General features: G+C 34.9%; 18 protein-coding genes. 7 read left to right on the forward strand and 11 right to left on the reverse strand.

Going from position 1 to position 23,094, the window contains the following annotated elements; genetic code table 11:
- Positions 1 to 158: 158 nt before the first annotated feature.
- A complete protein-coding gene (locus ACNQGG_RS04200; protein WP_417961785.1) occupies positions 159 to 4,361 on the reverse strand; it encodes a hybrid sensor histidine kinase/response regulator transcription factor in 4,203 nt (1,400 codons plus the stop codon).
- Positions 4,362 to 4,761: 400 nt separating this feature from the next.
- Between ACNQGG_RS04200 and ACNQGG_RS04205 the strand changes: the two genes are divergently transcribed.
- The 4 genes from ACNQGG_RS04205 to ACNQGG_RS04220 all read left to right on the forward strand — a co-directional run bounded on the left by ACNQGG_RS04205 (position 4,762) and on the right by ACNQGG_RS04220 (position 7,475).
- Positions 4,762 to 5,544: an RMD1 family protein gene (locus tag ACNQGG_RS04205; RefSeq protein WP_417961786.1), complete on the forward strand. Its 783-nt coding sequence runs from the start codon at positions 4,762 to 4,764 to the stop codon at positions 5,542 to 5,544.
- Between the two features lie 225 nt (positions 5,545 to 5,769).
- Positions 5,770 to 6,471: a virulence RhuM family protein gene (locus tag ACNQGG_RS04210; protein ID WP_417961787.1), complete on the forward strand. Its 702-nt coding sequence runs from the start codon at positions 5,770 to 5,772 to the stop codon at positions 6,469 to 6,471.
- Positions 6,472 to 6,517: 46 nt separating this feature from the next.
- Positions 6,518 to 6,742 (forward strand): Fic family protein, encoded by a 225-nt coding sequence (locus ACNQGG_RS04215; RefSeq protein WP_417961788.1) that lies wholly within the window; start codon positions 6,518 to 6,520, stop codon positions 6,740 to 6,742.
- A gap of 22 nt (positions 6,743 to 6,764) precedes the next feature.
- Positions 6,765 to 7,475 (forward strand): DUF4339 domain-containing protein, encoded by a 711-nt coding sequence (locus tag ACNQGG_RS04220; RefSeq protein WP_417961789.1) that lies wholly within the window; start codon positions 6,765 to 6,767, stop codon positions 7,473 to 7,475.
- A gap of 288 nt (positions 7,476 to 7,763) precedes the next feature.
- Here the strand turns inward: ACNQGG_RS04220 and ACNQGG_RS04225 are convergent, their stop codons facing one another.
- The 10 genes from ACNQGG_RS04225 to ACNQGG_RS04270 all read right to left on the reverse strand — a co-directional run bounded on the left by ACNQGG_RS04225 (position 7,764) and on the right by ACNQGG_RS04270 (position 19,387).
- Positions 7,764 to 8,615: a TorF family putative porin gene (locus ACNQGG_RS04225; protein WP_417961790.1), complete on the reverse strand. Its 852-nt coding sequence runs from the start codon at positions 8,613 to 8,615 to the stop codon at positions 7,764 to 7,766.
- A 56-nt stretch (positions 8,616 to 8,671) separates the two neighbouring features.
- Positions 8,672 to 10,024 (reverse strand): NAD-dependent succinate-semialdehyde dehydrogenase, encoded by a 1,353-nt coding sequence (locus ACNQGG_RS04230; protein ID WP_417961791.1) that lies wholly within the window; start codon positions 10,022 to 10,024, stop codon positions 8,672 to 8,674.
- Positions 10,025 to 10,118: 94 nt separating this feature from the next.
- Positions 10,119 to 10,769, reverse strand: coding sequence for a GNAT family N-acetyltransferase (locus tag ACNQGG_RS04235; protein ID WP_417961792.1), 651 nt, complete (start codon positions 10,767 to 10,769; stop codon positions 10,119 to 10,121).
- A gap of 114 nt (positions 10,770 to 10,883) precedes the next feature.
- Positions 10,884 to 12,305, reverse strand: a complete 1,422-nt coding sequence (locus ACNQGG_RS04240) for an aldehyde dehydrogenase family protein (RefSeq protein ID WP_417961793.1) — start codon at positions 12,303 to 12,305, stop codon at positions 10,884 to 10,886.
- On the reverse strand, positions 12,302 to 13,600 hold the full coding sequence (locus tag ACNQGG_RS04245) for an aspartate aminotransferase family protein (protein ID WP_417961794.1): 1,299 nt from the start codon (positions 13,598 to 13,600) through the stop codon (positions 12,302 to 12,304). The genes ACNQGG_RS04240 and ACNQGG_RS04245 overlap by 4 nt, the downstream gene beginning before the upstream one ends.
- On the reverse strand, positions 13,593 to 14,078 hold the full coding sequence (locus ACNQGG_RS04250) for an Lrp/AsnC family transcriptional regulator (RefSeq protein WP_039109557.1): 486 nt from the start codon (positions 14,076 to 14,078) through the stop codon (positions 13,593 to 13,595). The genes ACNQGG_RS04245 and ACNQGG_RS04250 overlap by 8 nt, the downstream gene beginning before the upstream one ends.
- Before the next feature lie 56 nt (positions 14,079 to 14,134).
- Positions 14,135 to 15,730 carry an amidohydrolase gene (locus ACNQGG_RS04255; RefSeq protein WP_417961795.1) on the reverse strand — a complete coding sequence of 532 codons (1,596 nt, stop codon included), beginning with the start codon at positions 15,728 to 15,730 and terminating at the stop codon, positions 14,135 to 14,137.
- Positions 15,731 to 15,781: 51 nt separating this feature from the next.
- A complete protein-coding gene (locus ACNQGG_RS04260; protein ID WP_417961796.1) occupies positions 15,782 to 17,128 on the reverse strand; it encodes an aspartate aminotransferase family protein in 1,347 nt (448 codons plus the stop codon).
- A 72-nt stretch (positions 17,129 to 17,200) separates the two neighbouring features.
- On the reverse strand, positions 17,201 to 17,848 hold the full coding sequence (locus ACNQGG_RS04265) for a GNAT family N-acetyltransferase (protein ID WP_416856728.1): 648 nt from the start codon (positions 17,846 to 17,848) through the stop codon (positions 17,201 to 17,203).
- A 12-nt stretch (positions 17,849 to 17,860) separates the two neighbouring features.
- Positions 17,861 to 19,387, reverse strand: a complete 1,527-nt coding sequence (locus tag ACNQGG_RS04270) for a Na+/H+ antiporter NhaC family protein (protein ID WP_417961797.1) — start codon at positions 19,385 to 19,387, stop codon at positions 17,861 to 17,863.
- A 197-nt stretch (positions 19,388 to 19,584) separates the two neighbouring features.
- On the opposite strand from ACNQGG_RS04270, the gene mmsA reads away from it, so the two are divergent.
- The 3 genes from mmsA to ACNQGG_RS04285 all read left to right on the forward strand — a co-directional run bounded on the left by mmsA (position 19,585) and on the right by ACNQGG_RS04285 (position 22,948).
- On the forward strand, positions 19,585 to 21,042 hold the full coding sequence (mmsA, locus tag ACNQGG_RS04275) for a CoA-acylating methylmalonate-semialdehyde dehydrogenase (protein ID WP_417961798.1): 1,458 nt from the start codon (positions 19,585 to 19,587) through the stop codon (positions 21,040 to 21,042).
- A gap of 104 nt (positions 21,043 to 21,146) precedes the next feature.
- Entirely contained in the window at positions 21,147 to 21,596 is a 450-nt protein-coding gene (locus ACNQGG_RS04280) for a GNAT family N-acetyltransferase (RefSeq protein ID WP_417961799.1), read from the forward strand.
- Between the two features lie 17 nt (positions 21,597 to 21,613).
- On the forward strand, positions 21,614 to 22,948 hold the full coding sequence (locus ACNQGG_RS04285; RefSeq protein ID WP_417961800.1) for an aminotransferase family protein: 1,335 nt from the start codon (positions 21,614 to 21,616) through the stop codon (positions 22,946 to 22,948).
- Positions 22,949 to 23,094 lie beyond the last annotated feature (146 nt).

Genomic DNA, 23,094 nt, shown 5'->3' on the forward strand with positions numbered 1-23,094 from the left:
CATAAAAATTAGGTTAATTAAATGCATTAATGGTTTTTTTAGCTGATTTGAAAATCATTTGATAAAAGTAATTGGAGCGCACAAAAAAAGGTGTACACTATTTCTTCAAAAGTGTACACCTCCATAAAAGATGCTGATTACAAGACTTTTAAAAACTTCTAGCCTTTAGATTTGTATTTAAGCTGATAATTTTTTGGTGTGGTCGCATACATTTTTTTAAACTCGCGGTAGAAATAAGAACGGTTGTTAAAACCGGATTGATAGCAAACTTCCGATACTGTCAATACATTCTTACGCAACAATTCGGCGGCATGTTTTAGCCGTACGGTTCGAATTAAATCACTCGGGGTAAACCCGAAAATCTGTTTAATCTTACGATACAATTGTGAATTACTGATTCCTAATTCTTTTTCAATAAATAAGCTTTGAAGATTTTCATTATCAATATTCTTGCGTATCAGTTCGATTACGCTTTTTACAAAATCTTTTTCCTCATTATTAATTGGAAGCGCAGATAGGTTTTCGACCGGCGTATCTTGTGTAAAGTACTTTAATAGTAGTTCTTTTTCTTCTAATAATTTTTGAATCCTTATCAATAAATGATCCGGATAAAAGGGTTTCGGGATATAGGAATTGGCACCGCTTTCCAACCCTTCTATGCGATGTATAACTGAATCTTTTGCGGTAAGCATAATAAAAGGAATGTGCCAGGTTTTACTATCTGTTTTGACTTTTCTACAAAGATCTACTCCATCCATCAAAGGCATCATGACATCACTGATGATAATATCAGGGATGTCATTTTCAAGAATTTCTAATGCTTCGATCCCATTATAGGCGCTAATAATTTTATATTTCTCTGCTAATAAATCATTTAGAAACAAATGAATTTCTTTCTCATCTTCGACTATCAACACCGTTTTTCGATGGTCTTCAAGTACTTCAAGTGATGAAATTTTATTGGGAATATCCTCTGTCTTGCCTGGAATTTCTTCCAGAATATTTTTTAGATGATGCGAAATCAAAATCGGACTTACTTCAACGTCTCGTTCCTTTTCAGTAAACGATTCTTTATTGCAAGGGACCAAAATGGTAAAGGTAGTCTCTTCGTTTGCAATACTGGAAACCTGAATTTCACCACGCAATACGGTCACCAATTTCTTGATGTACGCCAGTCCAATTCCTGTTCTAAACATATCATTTTCAGTTCCTGCATGGATATCCGACAAGAAAAAACGATCAAATAATGAATCTAATTTTTGTTTTGGAATCCCTTTTCCGGTGTTTATGATGGTAATGTTTAATGTTTTTGAATCCTGAATCTGAAATTTAAGATCAATTTTTCCGTTTACAGGAGTATATTTGAAAGCATTAGACATCAGGTTGAATACTATTTTCTCTATTTTATCCTTATCAAACCATCCTGTGAGGGTGGATGGAATATCAAGATTATAAACAATATTTTTTTCTAATGCCCATTCGTCAAACAATTCGGCAATTTGTTCCACCAAATTAACAAGATCAAATTCTTTTACCGATACTTCTAAATAATCGTATTCTGCTTTTCTGAATTCTAATAATTGTTGTGTGAGAAACAATAATCTGGAAGAATTACGCTGAATCATTTGTATAAATTTCTGGTTTTTATCGCTGAGATTTTCGGTTTCAGATAGTTTTTGAGCAGGTCCAACAATCAAAGTCAAAGGAGTTTGAAACTCATGGGCTACATTTGTAAAAAAGGTCAGTCGGTTTTCATGAAGTTGCTCTTCTCTTTTTCGAAAAAGGATATTTTGACTCAATGACTGCCGTTTTTTGTAATAACTCAACACAAACAATATAAAAAGGGCAAACAACACGCTATAAATTATAATAGCCAGATTAGACTGCCAAAACACCGGTTTAATGCGGATATCAATAGCATGAACGGGTTTACTCCAAACGCCATCGCTGTTCGTCCATTTTATCCATAAAGAATAATTTCCTTGTGGAACGTTGGTAAAGGAAATTATTCTTCGGTTGCTAATGAAATTCCAATTGGTATCAAAATTCATCAATTGATAAGCATATTTGCATTTTTCACTATTAACATAGGTCAAAGCCGCTAATTCGATGTCAAAAAAGTTTTGATTGTGGTTCAATACAATCGAAGGATGTGAAGTCGCATCTGGTGGTATCACCAATCCCTGATAATAAGGAATTGCTTGATTTTGCCCGCTAATTTTATTAATAAGAATAGCTGGAATAAGGGCCGATTCTTTTATTTTTTGAGGTAAAAAGTAATTAAATCCTTTTATTCCTCCCATAAAAATGAAATCTGATTTCCCATTTTGGTAAAAAGCCCCATCTGCAAATTCATTATTTTGAAGACCTTCGTTTTTTGTGTAGTTAATAAACTTTCTTCCGTTAAGGATAAAATTAGATAATCCAAAATTCGTGCTCAACCAAAGATTGGATTTTTTATCTGAAACAATTCCGTGAATGGTATTGTTAGGAAGCCCGTCTTTGACTGTAAAACTTTTAAATACAGCGCTTCCATCATTTTTTATGTTTTCCAGTAAATTCAAACCAAAACTTGTCCCTATCCAAAGCCGATTACTGTCATCCATCTGTAAACATAATATATCATTATTGGATAAACTTTTAGGATCATTCTTTATGTTTTTATAGGTGCGAAATTGACCGGATTCTTTGTTAAACAGACTTAAGCCACCCAAACGGGTTCCTATCCAAAGCTGATTTTCATTCTTCGGAATTATTGAAAAAATAATATTACTGCTTAATGCTTTTGCCGCATTATTGCCAGCAAGGTATTTTTGGAATTCAGTCACTTTTAATTGATTTCCGGAACGTTCAATTTTGCACCGAATCATCCCATATCCATTGGTTCCAAGCCAAATAAATCCTTTTTTATCCTGATAAATGGTATACGTTGACTTAAAGAAACCGCATTTTTCGCTCCCTAAAATTTCTGACCAATTGATAAGTCTTGATTTTTTCAAGTCAAAAATAGTAATGCCATCTCCATCAGTTCCTATAAAAATTAAATCCTCTTGTCCTTTACATAAAGCAAATACAGCATTGTTAATCGTACTGTTACTTTCATTGAAGGCGGTGTATTGCAACGGTTTTTCAGGATTCAGATAAAAATTAGAAGAAAAGCGAAATAGCCCTTTTCCTTTAGTTCCAACCCAAAAAGAATTCCCATAGACTTCAAGAAATGCCCTAACAATGCCACCATCCAGTTCTGGAATTTGTGCTTTAGAAATTAAATTAAAGGCTCTTTTAAGCGGATACGTTTTAAAAATTCCATCACCATCTGTACCTGTCCAAAGTACGTTCTCACTTCCCTGAACTAAGGTTGTGATCTTTTGATTTTTAAGATATTTTAACCAGGGTGTATCGATGCTATTTCCGGTACTATCAATAATTAAATATCCCGATTTACTCGAAAGCAAGAGCCCTTCCGGAATATGTCCAATACTATTTTCAATTTTTTTTTGGACAATAACCTGACTCTTTTTATCGAACAAAGAATATAATACTGCATTTCCTGTTGTGGGAACGATACCTATTTTCTGGTTTGAAGCTATTCCAAAAGTTTTAACATTGTTTGCAATCAAAGCTACTTTTGAAACTGTTTTTTTGTTAGTGCTGTCAGTGCCAAGTGACAAAGCAAAGAGTTCATTATTTTCGAACAAAACAAGCAATTCACCTGTTGGGGAAAATTCCATTTTTAGTACCGCTTTTGTCGAAAGATTTTTGGCCTTTAATGACTGAAATTCAGTCCCGTCAAAGTAACCAATTCCCCAATCCTTTACGGCACAGAATACTTTTTTTGAAGCATCAAGCGCCATATTAAATTCTGATTCTGATAAGGGTGGTTTATTTTTCCTGGTAAAATAATACCGCTGAAACGCATCCGTTTTTTTATCATAACGATTAATCCCATGTATGGTCAGTATCCAGATTCGTCCGGAATTATCTTCGTCTATTTTAAGGATTACCTGATTGCTCAGGCTATTTTCATTGTCTAATTCAGGCCTGAAAATCTTGAAATTATTTCCGTCATATCGATTTAGACCATCCCATGTACCTACCCAAAGTAAATTTTCGGAATCCTGAAAAATAGCATTAACAGAACTATTGGAAAGTCCTTTCGTATTATCCAATTGTTCAGATGAATATCTAACATCTAAGGCCTTGGAAACATCCAAAAGTGGTTTACTATTACTATGGCTTTCAGGAATAACATTTCCCTGACCACGATTGTGTTCATCATCTAAAGGACTAGTTTTTTCGTTGTTGTTACAAGCAACAAGTCCTATAAAAATAAAACCGATAACTAAAGTATTAATTTTCAATTGAATAACTGTTTTCTGGATTTTTTTTCTTTCTAAAGTAATTTAATACCGTTATAGAAGTATAATGTACAACTCATTTTCATTTTTTTTAAATGTAAGCTATCGCAATCTTTTAAAGGATAGAATAGATTATACACAAAAGGAAAATGCGACGAAATTGATGCAATCATAATAACCAAATATATAAAAAAGTTAGTACTAGAATAAAATAATGGCCTATGTTTCCGCTAACAATGAAAATGATTGAACTCAAAAGAGTTGTGCTGACTGCATTTGCAAGAATAGTATTTTGTTATTATAAAGAGAAATTCCAGCGTGTGCTAATTAAAAAACTAAAGAATATCTTAAAGTCGAATATAAAATCTGAATTTTCCTTAATTTTGTATAAAATAGTTTGATTATGGAAATCAGAATCGAAGCTGTTCAAATTGCGGAATCTTTTAATATAAAGAAATTCCGTGGCGATTTTCGTGCCGAAGTGAATTCGGGCTCCACTTCCGAGGTGTTTTATGCATTGGAGGAAAACGAGCGTTATTTATATGTTTTTGATTATGGTGTTGTGGTCTTTGCCAATTATGATGCGGTTGCCAAAAGTGAATTTGTCAACTTTATAAAAAATTACGCCACTACTTTAGTCTATTTAGATTTATCAGAAGAATACCGCATTGAAACCGATGAAACATTACAAAAGCTCATCGTAAAAAACAATTATGTCACTGTCTCTCAAATAGATTCCTCACTCATGCGAATCGTTATGCTCAATATCGCTCAATCTGTTGCACTTGAATATTACGAAGTACTGACCGATGACCTCATTACCTCTTCAAAACACTACATTCTGGAATTGGAGCGACGTGGTAAACTCAGTATTTCCAAAACCAACTTGCTCAAATACATTGGAAAAGTCCTAAATGTAAAAAACAGTATCGTAGACAATTTATATATTCTTGATGACCCAAATCTAGTTTGGGATAACGAGGAACTCAACCTGCTCAACCGCCATCTTAAAGCTAATTTTGATATCAATACCCGTTTTAAAGATCTCGATTACCGCTTGCAAATTGTAGAGAACAATCTTACGCTGTTTACTGATGTACTGAACGTGCGGGAAAGCTCCCGACTGGAATGGGTGGTTATTATATTAATTGCACTGGAGATTGCCATTGCGTTATTTTTTCATTAAAACCTAAAGCCTATTCCATCTTATTTCCTTTTACTTCACACAATAAACTCTAAAATATTTCTTTGATTCTTTATTCTATAAACAAAGTCATTTTTGTTATTTTTGTTTTTATTACTGTGTAAAATCAAGAATCACTATTCCGCTAATGGATGATGAAATGGATGAACGAAAATGATACATTAGCGACATAATGAGCATAATACTTGGATTTAAAACCATAGCTTAATGAATAATCAGATAGAAATATATAAATCTTCAGACAACAATGTAGAACTGCAAGTAAGTCTTGATAACGAAACTGTTTGGCTAAACAGAGAGCAAATCTCGGTTTTATTTGATAGAGATATCAAAACCATAGGTAAGCATGTTAATAATGTATTTAATGAAGGGGAATTGGATAAAGAATCAGTTGTCGCAAAATTTGCGACAACTGCAACTGACGGTAAAACATATCAAGTTGATTTCTATAACCTCGATGTTATTATATCTGTTGGTTATCGTATAAAATCTAAACAAGGGACACAATTTCGTCAATGGGCAACACAACGTTTAAAAGACTATTTAGTCAAAGGGTACACCATCAATGAAAAACGGTTACAAGAAGCTGAGAATAAGTTTAAAGAATTAAAGCAAGCTGTTCATTTACTAGATTCCATTACAAAATCTAAAATAGTAACTGGTGATGAAGCGCAAGGTTTATTAAAAATATTGAGTGACTATGCTTTTGCGTTGGATATTTTAGATCAATACGACCATCAGACATTGAAAGTCGCAACAACAGATACTAAAGAATTATTCAAAATTTCGTATCCAGAAGCAAAGAAAGCCATAGAAAGATTAAAAACTAAATTTGGTGGCTCTAATTTGTTTGGAAATGAAAAAGAGGATTCTTTTAAAAGCTCCTTAGAAACAATTTATCACCTTTGATGGGATCGATTTATATCCTTCAGTACAAGAAAAAGCGGCACATTTATTGTATTTTGTTACCAAAAATCATTCTTTTTCGGATGGTAACAAAAGAATTGCAGCTTTTCTCTTTGTTTGGTTCCTAGATTGCAATGGATTATTATATCGTAGTGCAAGAAAAGTTATTGATGATAATGCTTTGGTAGCAATAAAGCTGATGATCGCTGAATCCAAATCTGATGACAAAAACATGATGGTTAAAGTCACAATTAATTTGATTAACAATAAATAAGTACTCCATTAAATATTTATAAATGAAAACCTATTACATTCATAACGGAACTGAAAACAGCGGTCCATTTCTCTTAGAAGAACTAAAGTCTAAGAAAATTACAAAAACAACATTAATATGGTTCGAAGGTATGGACGAATGGAAATATGCCGGGGACATCCCTGAATTAAAAATTATTTTGACCGCAGTGCCACCGCCTCTGAATAAGATTCTCTCTTTACGAAAAGAAGAGAAAAAAGTAGTAAGTCAAACTATTTTAGGAATGGACAAAACTATCTTTTTTTGGGCTTGTGGAATTTTAGCTTTAATTATTGGAACACTGATTTTTAATACTTATCAAGATAACAGAAGTTTAGAATTAGAACAGAAAAATAAACAAACCGAATTTCAAAACCAACAAATTGAACTACAGCAAAAACAAACGGACGAGGAAAAGATACAAATTGCTATTCAAGAAAAAATAAACTCAGACAGACTCTCTAAGCAAAAAAAAGACTCTGTAAACTATAGAATTTCAGAAATTAAGAAAATACTCCTTGTTAACAATGCCAATTTAGAAGAGGATCAAAATAAATTAATTGATGCCAAGGATTTCAAATTATTAAGAACAGAAAGCGAAAGGGAGGAACAAATTAACTGGATTGAAAATGATATTATTCATTGGCAAAATGAAATTAAAAAACTAGAAAATGAAGCGGATCTGTTGTATTTAAAATTAGAAACAATACACTAATCCTAATTTTAGGAATCAATAAGAATTCCAAAGTAAAGAAAATTCCAAAGCTTTTTTTATATGAATGAATGTTAATTTTTTTTGCATTCTTAAAGGATTTATAGAAATCCTTGTTGTTCAATACGTTTAAAAATAGATAAAAAGTTATTACCAAAAAATATTTTTGAGCTTTTAAAAAGAGGTCAAAAATATTTTGAAATAACTTTTCAATACACCTTTAGTGAAACACTACTTATAATTCTTGAACTAGGCTATTAAAAGAAGAAGTGTTTTTGACCGATAAATAAATTATTTAATATTAAAAGTCACACCCGCAGAAAAGAAATTTCTAACCGTTTTAGTCAAATTATCATTGGCATCAAATTGCTGAATTCCGTAGTCATTGTTCGTGTATCTAATAAAAACCGGCAGACTAAATTTGTTCGTAATTTTTAACTCTTTAGCAACATTCACTCCTACATTCGAGAAAGTAAAACCTGATTTACCACTGGCATCAGCTCCATAATAACCGCCATTAATGACTGCAGCACCAACAAAAGGTCTAACGTCGACTCCTGCTTTTTCTAAAGAATAGGTATATCCAATTTCAGCATAACTAGAAAAAGCTCTTGATCTTTCTCCACTATCATCATATTTATAATCGCCTCCACCAATAAACGTGTTCCATTGAAAGTCTAACGGTACTCCTTTTTCAGAAAAATCTAATAATACAGAAAGATCTAAACTCTGTGCTGAACCTTCTGAATAATCAAAATAGCTGCTTCTTTCCCAATCTTGATTATTCTTAGTTGCCGGCCAATAGTAATCACTCAACATTACTTTCACAACAGGAGATATTTGATAGGAGATACTCCAATCAAACTCGTTGTAAGCATCGGCAGCATTAGAAAAATTTGTTGTCGCCCATACTCCAACCGACAATTTATCAGTAACAGCATAAGAAAGATACGGTTGAAAAGCTATTTTATCTCCATAATATTTTAGTCCTCTCCATAAGTAGGGATATACAACATCTACAGCAGCTGTAAATTTAGGCTCTGGAGCTTCTGGCTCAGCCACAGGCGTAGCAACCGGTGCATCTTGTGCAAATGCCAAACCGCTTGTTAACATTAATGCTAAAATTAATACTGCTTTTTTCATTTTTGGTTGGTTTTGGTCGTTAATTTTAAAATCCATTTTCTATTCTTAAATTATAATTATTCGATAATTACTGATTTCATATTCATAAATTCTTTGATACCAATTTCAGACAATTCTCTTCCGTACCCTGATTTTTTTGTTCCACCAAAGGGAATTCTGGAATCAGAACGTACCAATGAGTTTATAAAAACATTTCCAGCTTCAATTTTTCTTGCTAATCTGTATGCATTTTCACGATCTTCCGTCCAAATCGCCGATGCCAATCCATATCTGTGGTTATTTGCAATAGCGACAGCATCGTTTTCATCTTTGGCTCTTATAATTGTAGCCAATGGACCAAACGTTTCCTCTTGAAAAGCAATATTATTGACATCAACAAAATCAATTAATGTTGGTTGGAAATTGCAATTTTCACGCTCTCCTCCCAGTACTAATTTTGCTCCTTGTTGCAATGATTTTTCTAATTGATGGCTTAGTTTTTCGGCCAAATCCAATCGGGCTAATGGTCCCATATTGATTCCATTCTGTAAAGGATTCCCTTGACTTAAGGCACTTACTTTTTGAGCAAAAAAAGCAGCAAATTCATCCGCTACTTTTTCGGTAACGATAAAACGTTTGGCACAAATGCAAGCCTGACCTGCATTTAGCATTCTGGATTGTGACGCAACAGTGGCTGCTTTTTCAATATCGGCATCATTCAAAACAATAAATGCATCTGAACCTCCCAACTCCATAACCGATTTTTTGATATGCTTTCCAGCCAATGAAGCCACAGAAGAACCCGCCATTTCACTGCCAGTCAACGTAATTCCATGTACAATATCCGACGCGATTACACTTTCGACTTGAGCAATATCGATGGTTATTTGTTGGAAAACACCTTCCGGAAAACCAGCTTCCAGAAATGCATTTTCAATAGCTTTGGCACAACCAATAACATTAGGAGCATGTTTTAAAAGTGTCACATTACCAGCCATAATTGCCGGCGCAGCATAACGCAATACTTGCCAAAAAGGATAATTCCATGGCATAATCGCAAAAACAGCACCCATCGGATCATAAACAGATAGGCTAGTAAAAGGCGTATCGTACTTTTCGTCTTTCAGCATTTTCTCTGCATTCTCCGCATAGAAGTCACAATTTCCTGCTGATTTTTCGACTTCACTAATTCCTTCAGGTAAAATTTTACCCATTTCATTAGTAATCAATAAACCTAACTCGTCCTTCTTTTCTCTCAGAATATTGGCCAGTTTTTTCATTTTATCAGCTCTTTCCTGAAAAGAAGTATTTCGCCAATTTTTAAAAGTACTTTCTGATAATTCCAATTTCTGATTCAGTTGTGCGTTTGTCAACACTTCGTGTTCCGCAATAATTTCTCTTGAAAATGGATTTATTGATTTGAATATCATTTTGTTTTTTGTTTAAAATTTAATGTTGCACGTTTAAAGTTCCTTGAATGAACTCCATTACGGCTGAACACTGAGACTGAACACTGATTACTCTTTAATGGTTCTCGCTTAATTTAGTGTTTGGATCCAAAGGCCAATACATCAATACCGAACAATTCCCGCTTCTTGGATCATCTAAATAATCGAATAATGGTTCCACCAGAATGAATCCGCATTTGGTTTGAGCCGTAACAGTTGGATCACTGATTTCCCCTTTTATCAGTTTATCACAGTATTGCGCAATCGTCATTTGATCTTTTACTTTGTCATAACCTATTGGCATTCCCGCAGTCATTTGCCCTTTACAACCTAATACTTTAGCCACATCCTGACGCGCATTATAAATTGCTCTTCCAATACCTTTTCCTTGGTAATCCGGATGAACTGAAACATCCAGACCATAAATCCAATCGGCTTTAGGGTCGTGCGTTCCCAACCATAAATCATCAGAAATATCCAAAAAAGTATGATGTCCTTTGTGGTAATTTTGAAGCAAAGTCGTACAAGAAGCGATCACTTTATCATCGTCTAAAACAATAAATTGTCCTTCTGGAAAAATCTCCAAATGCCTTTTATATTTTTCTTCCGTAATTAATTCCTCAGCAGACAAAGTAGGAAAAACAATTTCCTGTAATTCCGCTTGCTGTTTTGCATGTTCCGGCAAAGGCGTTTGCAACGTGTATTTACCTAAAATTTCTTTTTTCATAATTTTTTATTTAATCTTGTTATCATTTGGAACACTTCTCTTAACCGCGCTCATGATGACAAAAATGGATTCACAATCTGCAATCAAAAATCGTTAATCTTAAATCAAAAATCTTTATGACATATTTCCATAACTGATTAGTTTCAATTCCATGTATTCTTTCAATCCTTCAGAACCGGATTCGTGGCCTATTCCGCTACTTTTCCAACCTGAAAAGGGCAATTCAGTCCCTTGAGGAGCCCATTCATTAATTCCTACCATTCCAAATTCAAGATTTTCAGCATAGAAATTAGCCGTTTTTATGTGATTGGTAAAGGCGTAGGAAGCCAAACCATATTCAGTATCATTTGCCCATTCGATAACTTGCTCCTTTGTTTCAAAAGGAATCACAATCATTAATGGTCCAAACATCTCCGTCTTGATAAAAGATTGACTTTGTAGCGCTTCAATCAAAGCCGGATGCACAAAAAACCCTTTTTCAGCCGGTTCACCGCCAATATGAATTGTTGCGCCTTCATTTCTTGCTTTTTCAAGCATAGCCAAGGAATGTTCCTGTTGTTTTTTATTGATAAGCGGACCCAGAAAATCAATTTCTCCCCCGTTAATTCCTGTTTTTAATTTTGAAATATCATCTTTCACAATAGCGATGAATTGCTCAAAAATGGCAGCATGTACATAAAAACGTTGCGGTGAAACACAAACTTGTCCACAATTTCTCAATTTAGCAACCAAAGCTTGATGAGCAATTACAGCAACATCTACGTCTTTATCGATAATTACTGGTGCATTTCCACCAAGTTCCAAAGACAATTTAGTTGCCGTTTTTGATGCGCCATCCATAAGTATTTTCCCCACTCGGGTACTTCCTGTAAAGCTTATTTTTTTCAATAAAGGATTATCAATCATTTCAGTTCCCGTAGAAACTGGTTCTGTGTTGATTAAATTAAAAACTCCTTTAGGAATTCCGGCTTCGTGTAGGGCTGTAGCCAAATTAAAACTCGACAAAGGCGTAAATTCCGAACCTCTCATGACTACAGAGCAACCAGCGGCCAAAGCAGCTGCAACAGCACGTGCCGGATTGTACGCCGGAAAATTCCAAGCTGTAATCACTCCCACAACTCCTACCGGCTGATAAATAACCATCGCTCTTTTATCGACTCTGTTCGTAGGAACTACTCGACCATAATTTCTTTTCCCTTCCTCAGCAAACCATTCGAAAAGATTAGCTGAAACCTGCCATTCTCCTCTTGATTCCAACATTGGTTTTCCCGTCTCCAACGAAGTTTCCTTTGCGAAAGTCTCTACGTTTGTCCGAATATAATTCGCTGCTTTTTTTAATATTTCAGCTCTAAAATAAGGCGTTGTACTTTTCCATTCTTTGAAAGAAGCATCAGCGGCTGCAATTGCCAAATTACAATCGGCAACGTTTCCAAAAGGTACTTTATCAATTAGTTCTTCGGTAGCGGGACTCTGCAAATCCCAAGTGGCGCCATCAATTGCGTCGCACCATGCTCCATTTATATATTGCTTTCTCATAGTATTTCTTCTATTGTTTGTTCCAAAATAGATAAGCCTTTTTCTAAAATTTCATCTTCTATAAATAATGGACTTAAAATTCGGATGCAATTTCCGTAGGTTCCAGAAGTGATTACAATCAATCCTTTCTCTAAACATTTATTGACAATGGCTTTTGTGGCATCACCATCAGGCATTTTAGTTTCAGGATTAAAAAATTCTATAGCCAACATCGCTCCCAATCCGCGAACATCAGTGATGTTTTTCGGATATTTAGCCTGCAACTGATTGAATCTATCTCGAACTATCTTACCCACTTTTTCACCAGCTGCATTGATATTATTTTTTTGCATGTAATTGATACTTGCCAATGAAGCCACGCAACTCAACGGATTTCCTAAATACGTTCCTCCAATAAGTCCCGGTTTTACGGCATCCATAATTTCTTGTTTTCCAATAACAGCACCAATAGGCATTCCGCCGCCCATCGATTTTGCCCAAGTAGACAAATCTGGAGCCACGCCATAATGCTCGTAAGCGGCCCATTTTCCGGTGCGACCAAAACCGGATTGTACCTCATCAAAAATTAAGAAAATGTTATTTTCGGTACAGAATTTACGCAAGTATTGAACATATTTTTTGGAAGCAACGGTAAAACCGCCTTCCCCTTGTACTAACTCCAGAATAATTGCAGCAGTTTGACTTACTGAAACGGTTGATGAAAAAGTTTTATGTAACTTCATAATCATCAAATCATCAAACTCATCTGAAGTCATTCTGGCGCTCATACTCGGTTTATAATACGGGAATTCCAAACGGTATACTTCAGGAGCGTAAGGTCCGGCACCTTCTTTGTATTTCACGTTGGATGTCAAAGTCATCGCCATCATTGTACGTCCGTGAAAGGAACCGTCGTAACAAATAATTCCTGATTTTCCCGTTACGGCACGAGCAATTTTAATGGCATTTTCAACAGATTCAGCACCAGATAACGTCAGCATTGCTTTAGTAGATTCACCGTGTGGCAAAATCTCACACAATTTTTCCGTTAAGTCTAAATATTGTTCGTAAACAGAAACATTGAAGGAAGCATGAATGAACTTCTCCGCTTGTTTTTGAATTGCTTCAATAATTTCCGGCACACCATGTCCCGCATTATTTACCCCAATTCCTCCTGCAAAATCAATCAATTCTCTGCCATCGGCATCAATAATGATGGCTCCTTTGGCAGATTGAATGCTGGATGGATTGAAAATTCCCAAAGCGTTTGGAACACTTTTTTTTCTTCTTTCGTATAATTTGTCTGTATTATTCATTTTGCTTGCTTGATAATTTTGCTAATTCTAAATCGGGTTGCGCGAATTTGTAAATTTTCATATACATATTTGTTTTGGTATCAAAAACACCTTCCATCGCATGAATTTTATCTCCTAATAATTCATTTAAATGCTCCATATCCCGACACATAATATTAGCCTCAATATCATAATCTCCTGAAACGGATGCCAAAAAACTAATTTCAGGCAACTTTGCTAATTCCTCAAAAATGGTTTTCATGTATGATTTTGGTTTAACCGAAATCAAAACACTTGCATAAGCATTAAACCCAATTTTATTAGGATCGACTCTACCAATAATTTGCAAAGTCCCATCTTCAATTAAGTTAATATAACGGTGTCTAATGGTACTCACTGCCACATTAATTTCTTTAGAAATTTCAGTAAACGACATTCTACCGTCTTTTTGAAGAAGTTTCAATATTTGGTAATCTAATTCATCATCTAATGCACTCATCTTTTATTTTTTTTAAAACGGTATCAGGATTTAAAACCCCCATAACGTATGATTTTCTACTCTTTTTTATATTTTAATTCTCCATTTACCCAAGTTTCATTGGCTTCAACGGTAGAAACATCGTCTAATTTAAATGGATTTTTATTCAAAACAATAAAATCGGCATATTTCCCTGTGGAAAGACTTCCTTTTATATTCTCTAAATTATCCGCAATCGCACTTCCTAAAGTATAGGCGCGTAATGCTTGCTCGAAAGTTATTTTCTGGCTTTCGCCAATGACAAAGCCGTCCATCGCTTTTCGAGTTACTGCCGTTTCCATATTAATCCAAGGATTAATTTCTTTCACCACAGGACCATCGGTAGATAAGGCTAAATTTATTCCGTTATCCAAAACCGTTTTGCAAGGGTAAACCACATCTAATAATGCGTCTGGCAAAGTGCTTTTGAAATTGTTTGCTAATTCATAAATGAAAATGGGTTGCATCGCTGCAGTCATGTTCATCAGTTTAAAATCTTTGATATTTTCATTGGATAAAAATCCAACATGCTCAATTCTGTGTTTTAATGTATTGTCAATTTTGAATAAATCACGATACACTTTCAAAGTCAAATCAACCGCTTGATGCCCAATTGCATGTGTGGCAACCGAGAATCCTTTTTCAACGGCTTCTTTGGCTGTTTGATAAAACTTATCATAATCCAATCTCAAAACGCCTTTGTAACCATCAGTGTTTTTATACGGAACATTCAATGCTGCTGTAGCCGAACTCAAACCACCATCAGAAAAAAACTTTACCGTTTTTATTAGTAAAAATTCCGATTCATATTGTTCCGGTAACACCTGAATCTCATCACTCCCATCCGGAATTCTAAGTGGAAAAACATTCATTCGCACTTTCAATAATCCTTCTTGATCCAATTTAATGTAAGCTGCCAATAATTCTTCATTTGCAGCCGGATCAGTCGCACTTGTAATTCCTAAACTCAATAAATACTTATGCGCTTCCAGAATCATGTTTTTATATTCTTCGAAAGTAAATGGAGGAATGTTATTCATGATTAATCCCAAAGCTCTTTCGGTAAAAATACCTTGTAGGCTTCCATCTCGATTTTTGCGAATTTCTCCTCCAAAAGGAACTTCAGTAGCTTCATCAACTCCTGAAATCGCTATAGCTTTTGAATTGGCAATTCCAATGTGAGCACAAGTTCTAATTACAAAAACAGGCCTGTCAGAAATAATTTCGTCCAAATCTTCTTTGGTTGGCAACCGTTTTTCTTCAAGTACCATTTCATTAATTCCACGAGCCATAATCCATTCAGAATTCGGATTATTCTCAGCAAACTCTTTTAATAGTCTTTTGAATTCTACTATGGATTTTACACCGCGAACATCTAACATATACGTTCTAAGATGCCCAATTTTCCAAACATGAATGTGGGCATCATTCAAACCCGGAACCACTGTTTGTCCGTTAAAATCAAATTCATTGGAAAAAGAACCAAACTGATTGCGCAATTCGGATTCAGTTCCAATTCCCTCAATTTTTCCCAAATGGTTAATTACCATGGAATCCGCTTTTGCAAAAGCAGAATCCATAGTACTAATATTGGCATTATATATCAGTTTAAAAGTCATAAAGTCTAATGTCATAAAGTCTCAATGTCGAACTAAGTCTTTACGACTTTGAGACTTTCGTCTAAATTATTTTCTTTCGTTCAATACTTCTTGAATCGCATTTTCAATCACGTCTAATCCTTCCTGCAATTGTTCGTCAGTGATAACAATTGGAGGTAAAAATCGAATGCAATTGGTATACAATCCTGCTCTGATTAAAATCAATCCATTTGCGACTGATTTTTTGATTACTGCCATAGCAAAATCCATATCAGGCTCTTTGGTTTTTTTATCTTTTACAAATTCAACTACCAGCATCGCTCCTATTCCACGAACATCACCAATACAAGAAAACTTATCTGCCATTGTATTTAATCGTGTTCTAATGGCATCTCCCACATGAACTGATTGCGCTAAAAATTCCGGGGTGTTAATTTCTTTCACTGTAGCAAGTGCGGCAACTACAGCAATTGGACTTCCTGAATACGTTCCTCCAACACCACCTAAATGCGGTGCATCCATCATTTCTGCTTTACCGGTGACGGCACTAATTGGCAATCCTGAACCTATTGATTTTGCCATTGTTACCATGTCAGGAATCACTCCGCTGTGTTCAATAGAAAGGAATTTCCCAGTTCTACCAGCACCTGACTGAACCTCATCGGCAATAAAAACGATACCGTGTTCATCACACACTTTTCTTATTTTTTCCAAGAAACGTTTAGGAACAGGAATAAAACCACCTTCACCTTGAACAGGTTCGATAATAATTGCTGCAACCGAAGAAGGGTCAACATGTGAAATTAAATTCTGGTCGAAACGTTCGATACAAAAATCAATGTATTCTTCTTCTGTGAAATTATCTGGTTTGCGATATACATTTGGAGAATGAAAACGATAAATATCCTGGGCATAGCTACCAAACCCTCTTTTAAATAAAGCGTATTTACTAGTTAAACTCAACGTAAGTAAAGTTCTACCGTGATAGGCTCCTTCGAAACAAATAACGGCAGGTCGTTTCGTATAATATCGTGCAATTTGCACTGCATTTTCTACCGCCTCAGATCCCGAACAAGCCAATAACGTTTTCTTAGGAAAATCTCCCGGAGTAATTTTATTCAACAATTCTGCAAACTCTAAATACGGTTCAAAAGTAGTTACCAATGCGCCCGTGTGCAGGTATTTATCCATTTGGTCTTTTATGGCATCAACAACTGCTTGAGGTCTGTGTCCCAAATTTACCATCCCGATTCCGCCAGCAAAATCAATCAATTGATTTCCATCTACATCCCACACTAAAGCGCCTTCAGCCTTTTCTACAACCACTTCGGTAGATTTTCCTAAACCCGCAGGTAAAGCAGCTGCTCTTCTTGCTAACATTTCTTTGCTCTTTGGTCCAGGAATTTCTGATACTTTTTTAATTTGAGTTCCCATTTTTTTTAATTTAATTATATTCTGAATTTTATTCTAACTTTATTGCTGCACTTTTTTTTCAAAAAGATGAAATTATAAACTATAATTTTCATCGACCGGATAGTACATTAAAATACTGGCGTATCCCGCTTCCGAGTCATTGATATAATTGTATAAAGTCCTTATCCATCTAAACCCTGCATTTCGTTGCGGTGTAATTGTTGGATCCGTAAATTCTTTTTTCTCCAATGCTTCGCAATATTCTGCAATGGTCATTTTATCTTTTACTTTTCCGTAACCAATAGTCATTCCCGCAATAATCTGTCCTTTGATTCCAAGGTTTTTACACACTTCATGCCGCGCTTTATACAGTTCTTTAGAAAGGCCTAAACCTCTGTATTCCGGCAACACGCCCATATCAATTCCATACATCCAATCTCCATCCGGTATTTGAACATTAGTAAGCCACAAATTATCTGTTTCTTCCAAAAAAGTACTGTAATGGACCGGGAAATTACATCTGAAAGTACTTGCAGATGCAACAATCTTTCCGTCTTTTTCCACTATAATTTGACCTTCTGGAAATATTTTAATATGATTCGCAAAATGATTCCTGTCTAATAGCTCCGATTGATGCAATGTTGGATAACATTGTAATTGAACATATTCCATTTCAATACCATCATCCTGAGTTGCATTCCGTATCAGAAATTGATCATCTAAAATCTTTTTACAAATCATAGGTTTATGTTATTACAAAATGAAACCCGCCAAAAGATATAATATGGATGATATTCCAAATATTACTAACTGATATGGAAATTGTGAAATACCATGTTTCATCATATCTATTTTACACGATTGCGCCGTAAGAACTCTATTATCAGAAAAGAAACAAGCCGCAGCTCCCCAAACAGTTCCAGAAGCCAACGCTCCTTGGGTCAACCAAAAATCGGCTCCTATTGTACGTGATAAGATAGCTGTCGTTGGTACTAAAATTGCATATATTCCCCAGTTTGAGCCCGTAGCCCAACAAATCCATGCCACTAATGCAAAAACAACAAAAGGAAGGGTCGCACTATTCAACCAACTAATTCCTTGTAATTTCTCAGCTACAAATTCATTAAATCCCAATCCGTTTTGAACATCTTTTAATAAATAGGTCATTCCTAAAACCACTAACACGAAAGTGATTGATTCCATCCCTTTAACGAAATTGTTAGATATTTTATTAAACTTAATTACACCAAATACGAGATAATATAAATAAGTCGCTACGCATGCTGTTGCTATTCCTCGTAATGCATCAATATTACTAAATATAGATTCAGAAGAAAAAGTTACACTACCCCAATATTCTGAATCATACGGATAAGGAAAAATGGTACACCAGATTAGAATAACCAAAGGCAAAATGAAATAGACTAGCTTCCCTTCTTTGGCTGATTTTTTCTTAACTTTTAAAACATCAATATCAATTATTTTTACATTTGCCTCCGCTTCTCTTATTGCTTTTGAATCCGGGATTAACTGAAACACTACTAATGCCCCAAGAATTAAAGAAATCCACGCCGAAAAATTATACGGAATTGTTCCCAAAAATGCTTCAATGGGACTTGTTATAACTTTTCCTGCACTATTTAAAACACCTCCTTCAATAGTTGCGATTTGAGTTCCATAAAAAATAGTCCAAGTCGAAATTGGAAATATTATAGTCAACGGTACACAAACAAAACTCAAAACCAAGGCTAATTTTTCTCTTGAAACACCAAATTTATCTGTAATAGGTCTCATGGTATTACCAATAGACAATGCGCTTAAGTAATCATCCAGGAAAAAGAAAAAACTTAGAAAATAAGTCATAATGAGCGACTGTTTTTTATTTGTAACATGATTTTCAGAATATTTCCCAACTGCATTAATTCCACCGGAAGCCACTAATAATTGCACAAATGCACCATATAATATACAAACTAAAATCACCCATATTAATCCTTGATCGTGAGCATCTCTCGAAATGGAGGAAAACATACCATCAAACATATTCAATGGAAAAATCATACCTTCCCCTTCAGGAAAAAATTCTTTGGATCCACCTTGCATTGCCAATAAAACAAATCCCACAGCACAACCAATAATTAAAGGCTCTAATGCTTTTCTTGTCATTATTGCAATTCCTAATACAGTAAATGCGGGAACTAGAGCATACCAATTGATAAAATAACAAAGTGCCGCCAGAGACAGTAAGGCTACTCCGATAATAGTTGAGATTGATTTCATTGATTTTGTTTTTGGTTAATAGAATAATTTAAACTGGTTAGTATTTAAACTCATGCTCACTTTTTATTATAAATTGTAAATAAATTAATATATAGCTTATTGTTTTGTAAATCTAACAATATTTTTAATACATACAAAAAATATTATTTTATTTTTATTAAATAGTGTATATTTGAAAAACTTAAAAAAGTATAATTATGGTATTTGATGAAGTAAAAAACTTTATAAATGGGGAGTTCAAATCTGGAAGCTCTAATAAAATTCATGCTGTTGTATCCCCTTTAGACGGAAATGAATTGACTACTTTCAAAGAATCCACAATAGAAGATTTGAATGAAATTATCAGTTTTGCTAAAAAAGCACAAAAAGCTTGGCAAAAAGTCACCTTAAAAGAACGTGTGCAGGTTTTCTATAAATACAAACAATTACTGGAACAAAACAGTGCGGAACTAACCGAAATTATTTACCGTGAAAACGGAAAAATTCATGGTGAAGCCAAAGCCGAAATTGACAAAGCCATTGAACTGACAGAATTTGCCTGTTCAATTCCACAATTTATAAATGGAGAAAATATGGAAGTAAGTAAAGGAGTTTTTTGTTCTTCTACTAAATTACCATTAGGAATTGTGGCATCGATTGTTCCTTTTAATTTTCCAACTATGGTTCCACATTGGACCATTGTAAATGCTATCGCATTGGGAAATGCTTTCATTTTGAAACCATCCGAAGCGGTCCCGATCAGCAGTCAATACACCGCAAAATTATTGAAAGAAGCCGGACTTCCTGATGGTTTATTTAATATCATAAATGGCACACAATCAACTGTTGAGAATCTTTGTGATCATCCGGATATCAAAGCCATCACTTTTGTCGGTTCTACGAAAGTGGCAAAAATAGTATATCAAAGAGCCAGTCATAATTTAAAACAGGTTTTAGCACTTGGCGGAGCCAAAAACCATATCATTCTTCTTCCAGATGCGCATCCTGATATGGCATCATCAAATATTGTGGCTTCCATGAGTGGCTGTGCAGGACAACGATGCATGGCAGCGGCTACTTTAATAGCAGTAGGAAATTGCGATGCCATTCTAAGTAAATTAATCGATGATGCCAATAAAATTCAATGCGGGACAACATTGGGTGCTGTGATTTCGAAAGCAGCCAAAGAAAAAATTGAATCCTATATCACCGAAGCCGAACAACAAGGCGCCAAAATAATTTTGGATGGTAGAAACACTATTGTTCCAGGGAAAGAAAATGGTTTTTATGTTGGACCAACAATTATAGATTACGCTACTGCCAACATGCGTGTGGCAAAAGAAGAGATATTTGGGCCTGTTCTTACTATTGTTCGCGTTAACACGATTGATGAAGCTTTGGCAATTGAGAATGCGAATCCTTATGGAAACGCCTGTTCCGTATTTACACAAAGCGGTGGTTTGGCAAATTATGTAACTGAAAATGCTTCCGCAGGAATGTGTGGTGTAAATATTGGTGTTCCAGTTCCCAGAGAACCTTTTGGTTTTGGCGGATGGAATGAATCGAGATTTGGCTCAGGAGATATTACAGGAAAAAGTGCTGTAGGATTTTTTACCAAAGAAAAGAAAACCACTACCAAATGGAATCCTGAAGCAGGTACCAACTGGATGAGTTAAATCCTTCATTCGAGAAGTTATGTGGACTCTCCAAAGGAGAGAAAGATAGATATTAAATAATAATTTGTATTTTTAATGTTCAAACCATTTAAAAATAAACAATTATGATACGAAAAGCTACTTTACAAGATTTGGATCAATTGACGCTATTGTTTGATCAATATTTGGTTTTCTATAAAAAACCATCTGATTACGAAAAACACAAATCGTATTTAAAAGAACGATTAGAGAATAATGAAGCGATTATTTTTTTAGCTTTTGATGAAGATAATATCGAAAAAGCCATAGGATTTACTTTAATCTATGTCACATTCTCTTCTTTAGCATTGAATAAAATACTGATTTTAAATGATTTATTTGTAGATTCTACTATTCGAAAGAAAGGAATTGGAGAACAATTAATTCTAAAAACCATTGATTTAGCAAAAGAATTAGGCTCTGATTTAATTCGATTGAGAACGGCAAAAAACAACATTACAGCACAAGGGCTGTATCACAAAATGGGGTTCATAAGAGACGAACATCTTTACAGCTATGACCTTGCTGTAAAATAAACTATATAAATAACAGCATGTTGACTAAAGAACAAATAATAAGTGATAGTAAACAATACAGCTTGTTTACTTGGGTTGCCCAAAAAAATGTAAATCCTATTCCAATCGAAAGAGCCGAAGGTGTTTATTTATATGAAACAGGCGGTAAAAAAATTATTGATTTCTCCAGCGGATTAATGTCGGTGAATATAGGTCATGGGGACCAGCGTGTTACGGATGCCGTAGTCGAACAAATGCAAAAAGTGAGTTATGTAACGCCTTCTTGCACCACAGAAATCCGGGCTCGATTAGCTAAAAAATTAGCGTCCATTTGTCCCGGGGATTTAAACAAAGCTTTTTTTACACTTTGTGGAGCATCATCTATTGAAAATGCAATAAAACTAGCCCGTTTATATACTGGAAAACATAAAATATTTGGAAGATACAGAGGCTTTCACGGAAATTCATCCGCAAGTATGACGGTGGGTGGCGATCCCAGAAAACAATATACGGACGCACAACAATCGACTAATATTTTTCATCTTGACGATCCTTATGACTTTTATGGGTTAAGCGATCAAGATGAAGAAACGAGATTAAAATGGAGCTTGGATGCTGTTGAAAGAATTATTCGTTATGAAGGCGGTCATACCATTGCGGCCTTTATTTTCGAAGGGGAAAGCGGATCTTCGGGTTGTCTTCATTATCCAAAAAGATATTTAAAAGGCATTAAAGCGTTATGTGAAAAATATGAAATTCTATTTATTGCTGACGAAGTGATGAGTGGTTTTGGGAGAACCGGAAAATGGTTCGGATTTGAACATAGTGCTATTGTACCCGATATGATCTGCATGGCAAAAGGGTTGACTTCCTCTTACCTTCCGCTAGGTTGCTTGATGGTTTCAGATAAAATTGCCGAAAAATTCGACGATTCTCCTTTATGGCTGGGATTGACTTATAATTCTCATCCGGTTTCTTTGGCGGCTTCTCTGGCGGTTGTCAATATTTACGAAAGTGACAACTTGATAGGAAACACAATTAAAATGGGTGCTTATATGGAGAAACGCATCAACGAAATGCGTGTAAAGCATCCTTCAATAGGTGATTTTAGAAACAAAGGATTATTGGGTTGTTTAGATATTGTAAAAAGTAAAGAACCGTATCAATTGATGGCTCCTTTCAATGCTAATGCTGCCGAAATGGAAGTGATGAATAAAGTAGGTGCCAGATTAAGAGAACTAGGATTGTATACCTTTGTGCGTTGGGGGTATATTTTTATTGCTCCACCTTTAATGATAAATGAAGAACAAATTGATGAAGGTTTAGCCATTATTTCTCAGGCATTGACTATTGCCGATGAATATGTTGTCTAACTTGATTCGAAATCAAAATAGAAAAGCAGTTGCGAGTATAAACTTCCAACTGCTTTTTTATTTATCCCTTAGATTCTGAATAATTCAATTGGGATTTAGGCAATACTTTTACAACTTAAAAAAAAATAGTACCTACTTATATTCCC

The organism is Flavobacterium esculini (genome assembly GCF_048284325.1).
GTDB lineage: Bacteria > Bacteroidota > Bacteroidia > Flavobacteriales > Flavobacteriaceae > Flavobacterium.